The sequence below is a fragment of the Bradyrhizobium sp. JYMT SZCCT0428 genome, assembly GCF_018131075.1.
Taxonomy (GTDB): domain Bacteria; phylum Pseudomonadota; class Alphaproteobacteria; order Rhizobiales; family Xanthobacteraceae; genus Bradyrhizobium.
This window is the reverse complement of the sequence record NZ_JAFCLS010000125.1, coordinates 1-5760: the sequence shown is the minus strand read 5'-3', so window position 1 is coordinate 5760 and position 5760 is coordinate 1. Positions and strand designations below refer to the sequence as shown.

5 protein-coding genes and 2 pseudogenes are annotated in these 5760 nt (G+C 58.0%); all 7 read right to left on the bottom strand.

Annotated elements, in window-relative coordinates; all coding sequences use genetic code 11:
* Positions 1-1484 precede the first annotated feature (1484 nt).
* The 7 genes and pseudogenes from JQ575_RS43580 to JQ575_RS43550 all read right to left on the bottom strand — a co-directional run bounded on the left by JQ575_RS43580 (position 1485) and on the right by JQ575_RS43550 (position 5561).
* On the bottom strand, positions 1485-2174 hold the full coding sequence (locus tag JQ575_RS43580) for an ion channel (protein ID WP_249167312.1): 690 nt from the start codon (positions 2172-2174) through the stop codon (positions 1485-1487).
* An 812-nt stretch (positions 2175-2986) separates the two neighbouring features.
* Complete coding sequence (locus JQ575_RS43575) at positions 2987-3220, bottom strand: hypothetical protein (protein WP_192739573.1); 234 nt, start codon at positions 3218-3220, stop codon at positions 2987-2989.
* 67 nt (positions 3221-3287) lie between these two features.
* Positions 3288-3737 (bottom strand): hypothetical protein, encoded by a 450-nt coding sequence (locus JQ575_RS43570; protein ID WP_212039293.1) that lies wholly within the window; start codon positions 3735-3737, stop codon positions 3288-3290.
* Between the two features lie 135 nt (positions 3738-3872).
* Positions 3873-4112, bottom strand: a complete 240-nt coding sequence (locus JQ575_RS43565) for a hypothetical protein (RefSeq protein WP_212039292.1) — start codon at positions 4110-4112, stop codon at positions 3873-3875.
* 186 nt (positions 4113-4298) lie between these two features.
* Positions 4299-4475: pseudogene (locus JQ575_RS45500) on the bottom strand (ion channel); the annotation flags it as partial.
* A gap of 274 nt (positions 4476-4749) precedes the next feature.
* Positions 4750-4902 (bottom strand): annotated as a pseudogene (locus JQ575_RS45495) (IS110 family transposase); the annotation flags it as partial.
* A gap of 341 nt (positions 4903-5243) precedes the next feature.
* On the bottom strand, positions 5244-5561 hold the full coding sequence (locus JQ575_RS43550) for a DNA-binding protein (protein WP_212039290.1): 318 nt from the start codon (positions 5559-5561) through the stop codon (positions 5244-5246).
* Between the last annotated feature and the right edge of the window lie 199 nt (positions 5562-5760).

The following is a 5760-nucleotide window of genomic DNA, read 5'->3' as shown; positions in this document are numbered from 1 at the left end:
CGTTCTCGGTCGCCAATCCGATTGTTGCCGGTGCACTCAACCGGATCAGTCAGGACGTGGACATGGTAACCTTGCGCATCAACTACCGTTTCGGCGGTTACGGGGCACCGGTCGCTGCGCGGTACTGATCAAGGGCTTGTCTTCAGCAAGCCTTGGCCCCGGCACCGTGCCGGGGCGTTTTTTGTTAATTTCGAATAGGTGCTGCCGCTGCCTGGCGAGGCCCACAAAAGGCCGTCAACGGCGGTTGACCCAGATCAACGCGCCGCACGCATCAACCCTGCGTCCTACCCGGATAACCCATCTGCTGTCGGTCGTCGGCAGCCCATGTCCCGGTGAGGAGGATATTATGCCCCAGGTTCTAATCATCGTTAGTTGGCTTGGCGTTGCGAACGGCGCCGTTATTGCGACACAGGAATTTAACAGCCCAGAACGGTGCGACGCGGCGCGGCAGGCATTAATAGAGTACGCGAAGGCCCGAAGCTCCGACGAGACGCTTAGGACGGTTTGCCTCCCCAAGTGAAAAAGCGGGAGGTTGCCGCTGTACAACTGGTTGGCGGCTCATTCCTGCCTGGTAATAACCACCCCGACAAAGTTGATCAGTGCTGCTTACCATTTGATTTGTATCACCGCAGCCTGGATCGGCGTGGGGTTGGCTGACGGCAAGACTCCAAAAGCGGAATGCTCGCCGGAGGACATCGTCATGCCTATGTGTCGGTCGCCTCGGACCCCTGATGCACTGCTTCAAGCGGGCAGGCCTCCCGCCAACGACAACCACCCGCCGGCAAGAATTGGTATCGGATCTTCTCGCAAGACAAATCGAACCGTCAAGGCCGGCTGGCAGGCAATTCTGATCCTGTGCGTCGCCACACTACTGCTACTTTGAACGATTGATTGGCCATGTTTGTAGCGTCCGCACCTCGTGCATTTGGCCCGAAGCTGACGAAATGACCAATGAGGCTCCTGACTTTCCTCATTGTTTGCTATGCGGCTGCCTGGCCAAGACGGACGGTCTGTTGAGGGTTAATACACCGCCGAGCAGTCTGAATTTCTGCCTCGGTCGCGCTCCTGCTGCGAGCCCACGCCTCGGCAGCAGGCACGCCTGTACTTTGCGACATAGTACCTGATTAGCGCGCAGGAAGAGCGGCGGATCGGCTCTGCTTGACGAGCAGCGGCAGTGGGCATCGAGATCGTAACGCCTTCATTCATGAAGCGGTGCGAAAGACCATGACCTTTCGGTAGCTCTATCGATCCCATTGTTCCGCACACGAACACGCCAGCGGCCAAAAGCGTGTTCTTGGTTCCGGTTTCTTTCATAGCGACCTCCATGGCTTTAGCTAGCCATGCCCGCCAAGTCTTCGTGCCGTTGACCTAGATCGATAGACGCAATCACCGGCTCGGCCAATCGCTCCAAACGCTATCCGACCATCCAAAACAGAACCAAAGCATGTAGCCGGCCAAGGCGTGGTCGGCCTCTGTGGCTCTGCTTACTGGCCGGGATCTCTCATCTCGAGAGTAACAAGCCTTGCCAAGAGTGTTGCCGGGTAAAGTTGACCAACGACGCTCTCGATGTTGCATAGACTACGCGCCAACGGATGCACTGGAATGATGTCGCCGTAACCTGTTGAGGTCAGCGTAACAAAGCTCATATAGAAGACCGCGCTCGCGAGTGATTGATCATCGTCAAATGTTATTCCCTTGATCGCCCCCGGATCCGACAGGCCGACGAAAGCAAAGAGCGTTGCAAAGGCTACTGCGATCAGCAGGTACAGAAGGATCGCTCCGATAATTCTGTGATATGTTACACGGCCACCCCTGAATACGGCCTGAGTGACCACGATCCCTAGAGTGCAGGCGATGATCAACCATGCGCCAGCCAGTATGTGAAGGTGGAAGGGAACGGGGTAATAGAGCCGCAGGAAAAATACGGCGATATTGGCGACAAGCGCAACCGACATCAAAACGAGCGCTGTGGGATTGTTGGAAATGATCACCATGCTTCCGATGATCGCGAGTGACAGGCCGACAGCAAACAGATGAAAGGTGGTAATACCAACTGCCTGCAGTGGCGCGAAGACGAATATCAGCAGTATGAGCACTCCAGTCAGCACCGTCAGCAGCCAGTCACTCCGTTCGTTGCGCAACTGACGCAAGTCGCCAACAGGATCCAGAATCATCCTTCGCTGCCCCATCGCGCGGCTCCGATCTCGCCAGTGCCCATTGCGCATGCAATCCCTGTTCGCCTTATTGATCTAGATCAACGAGCGCAAGCAGCCGTTGCTCCACCGAGCCGGTGGGCATACCGTACACGTGATTTCTCCGTGGGGCTTAGAATGCATGTGATCGTTTGGGCAACCTTGACAATTGTCGTGTCTTCCACGTCCTCAATAGCCCAACCGGTCTTCTTGGCAGGGCGTTACGTGCTGCCAATCACCCAGCACGATTTGTACGTATCCGCTCCAGGGCCTCTAGGAACGACTGTAGCCGTCAATTTCCGATTCAAGCCAATTGAAAGCTGTACCGATACGCTGGACAGCGTCCTGGAGTACCAGTTGCCACCAGGGTACAGCGATACGCCAATCAACGAGGTAAAGGCGACTTGCAACAAATCGATTCAGTGCAGCGGAATCGAGTTCAAGTGCGTTGGCGCCGCGCGGCCATACCCAATGTCATTTCGACACGTGCCGTTGCGGGAAATCAAAGCGAGTGGCGGATCGTTTTCCGGAACGTATCGGTACGTTTCATCGTCGATCGCGCGTCCACGTGCGGCACGTCTAAGGCGCGCGTCAGTAGGGAATTTTGAGATCGTCGAAGAATCTGCAGACAAGAAGAGCAAGACGGTCCGATTTCGGATCGAAAAGTAACCTGCTTCCAGTATGTACCCACTCACGACGAGCAAGAAGCCCGCCGCTCCGCAGGGAACGGTTGCGACCGGTCCCGAGCGTGTCGCACCCGACCAGGGATGGTCGGTACTGAACCGACAGCGTCGTTATGGCGCGCCCACCACCCTGCGTCTTGAACCTTGGTAGGATCGGCGCAGCAGCGCGAAGAGGCTGCCGCCCGTCGCTGCGCCCAGAAGGTAGACGACAGCGACCAAAACCGCGAGCGGTACGCGAGCATCGAAGCCAAACACCGACATTGTGATGATCTCGAAATTCTGCAGCGCGAAAATGATCGTCGCTGCGGCGAACAGAATAATGACGCCGAGGTAGATCCAGCGCATGAGCACCTCCTTCGTCGAGAAACCGCTCTGGATAAGGTACGAGCCCACGACAGGATTGCGGCTGCCGTCACCAGATGGTGGTGTTGCCAAACCAGCCGAATTGCGGCTGCCTCGCGACGAGGAGCGAGCGGGGCGGCGCGTGCCGCTTCACGATTTTGCGTGGCCGTTGCTGCCTCAGTTCTCGCTTTCCAGGGTCGGACGGTTGTATGCGCTTCGCATCGGATGGCTGCATCAACGCAAATGCCTCGCGTTCCCGCTCCTTTAAAGAAACGTCGGTGACCGGCGCAGGACTGGCGATGCCGTGTTCCGCTATCGCAGCCTGTGCGGGAACGATCGTCGGAAGGCTGGTGTCGAAGACGATGCGCTCGGGCCATTTTCGGTCGGAATGAATGCGGATAACGGGCGCGTCGACGTGTGAACTCTGCATGACTGGCAGTCTGGTCAGGCATGCGTCCAGAATGAACACCAGAGTGAGCAATACTCCGCCGACATAAAGGAAATATCGCGCCAGGGGCATAAGCTACTCCGCCGCGGCGCCGCGCCCGCTTCGAGGCCGATTCGGGTACGGTCGTGTGTTGGCAAGAGCCGCCTTCACCTCGGCGTCGAGCAATCCGCGACGTAACGAGGTGCTGTTGCGGCAGGAAAGGTCCGATCAGCGCCGGCCAACGCGATCCACCGGGCCGCCGCGGTTGGTGGGTGTCCCGACACGGCCGACGCCAGGCGTCGCCACCGCACGCGCGACCGGCCGCGGGCGCAGCACGACGCCGGCCCTTACGGTGCAGCCTGCTGGATAGTCGACGTATTGGCAGTATATGACGGCGCTGGCCGGTTTTGTCGTTGCAGCCATGAGGCCGGCAATCAGCAATGCCGACAAGGTGATCGAGAGTTTCATGGTGTTCTCCCTGAGTCTGAGGCACCAGCTTCGATGCAGCCCTCTCACGGGGCAGCCAGTGCCGCTGCAAGACTGACCACGGTCCCTTCGGCCGGCTTGATATAGATCAAGTGTGCGAATGTTGTGTGTGGCGGCTACTTGGGGCCATCCTCGCTTCTCGCGCGCTCCCGCATCGCCGCTCGCCAGCAAGCTCATGCGCAATACCTCAAAGATCACCGCCGTCGACCAGCCGAACAACAGGACGCCGTTCATGGGTCATGGCCCAAGCATGGACCAATGTTTGACCGGCGTCACGTCGCCGTAGCCGAGTGTCGTGCAGTTTACAAAAGCGAAGTACAAGAGATCTGCGCCTTCCGGCCCGACGATGCCGAGTGCGGCAAGACTTGATCGAATGCCCGCGAGATCAGGGTCAATGGTATCCTGCGGACCCACGGAGGGATTGGAAATCCGGCGTTGGTGCGGCAGCGTCGGCACCAAATGCGGCGCTTTCTGATAGTGGTTCGCCGAGACGTTTCGGCAGTGGATCAGCCGCCTGACTGGAACACAGCGTCGCCAGCACTAATGCTGTGGTTGATGACGCAGCCGGAAAGGGCGACACGCATAGCGATAGGCGTCGGACCGCAGGCAACCAGAACCGCATGCCAACCAGGCAAGCGGGAAGCTTACTAAAGAAGTCCAAGAGCTGCTTGCGCCGCAACTGCCGGGTGATAACGACCTTGCCCGCAATATCCACGCCGTGAACTTGGAATACGTTCTTGGCGAGATCAACGCCGATGGTGCTAACATACATGTGGACGACCCCCTCAGGGCGTTGTTCAACGATCACCCCTTTGGCACATCCGATGCCGGGAGCGGGCGTCGTCCACCACATCATTCGCGTCGTTTGGCCGACCACGGCTGTGCCACGGGCGTGTATTTGGTTTGAGCGTTGGGCATCTGATCGGTTTTTCATCTCGCGACACGACGGGGCAGTTTCAGAAATTAGCATGCCTTACGCCGAAATTTCTTCGCCGGGATGTCCGTAACGTACTACCTGTTGACCGGCAAGACCGATCTTGATCGTCTTCGCGATGATGGATGGCCATACGCCGGCAGCTGCGGGATCATCACCGTCACAGGCCCGTGGCGTTCTCAACCGATTTCAAGCGCCCTACTCGCAATCCGGCGCATCTTGACATGCAACTGGAAGCCCATCGCATCGAGTACTCTAAGAATTGTCGTGAAGTTCGGCTTTTGTGGATCGCGTGCAAACGCACGATGAATGCTTGTCCTCGCAATCCCAGATTTCTCCGCAAGGTGCGAAATATTGTAAAGGTGGGTGGCCGCGCCAATGGCATGACAGATTTCGGGAACATCCGATTTCTTGAACGCTTCATTTATGAGATCGGCAGCCGCGCGTCGCGAAGCCGGCTGTGGGCGAGTTGCGAACCCGACCGATTTTTTGGGCATGGATCCCTCCAACAAAATAGGCCGGCATTTCTGCCGGCCTACTGTACTGGAGATTATGCAATGGGGCGAGATCAGTACCGCGCAGCGACCGGTGCCCCGTAGCCGCCGAAGCGGTAGTTGACGCGCAAGGTTACCATGTCCACGTCCTGACTGATCCGGTTGAGTGCACCGGCAACAATCGGATTGGCGACCGAGAACG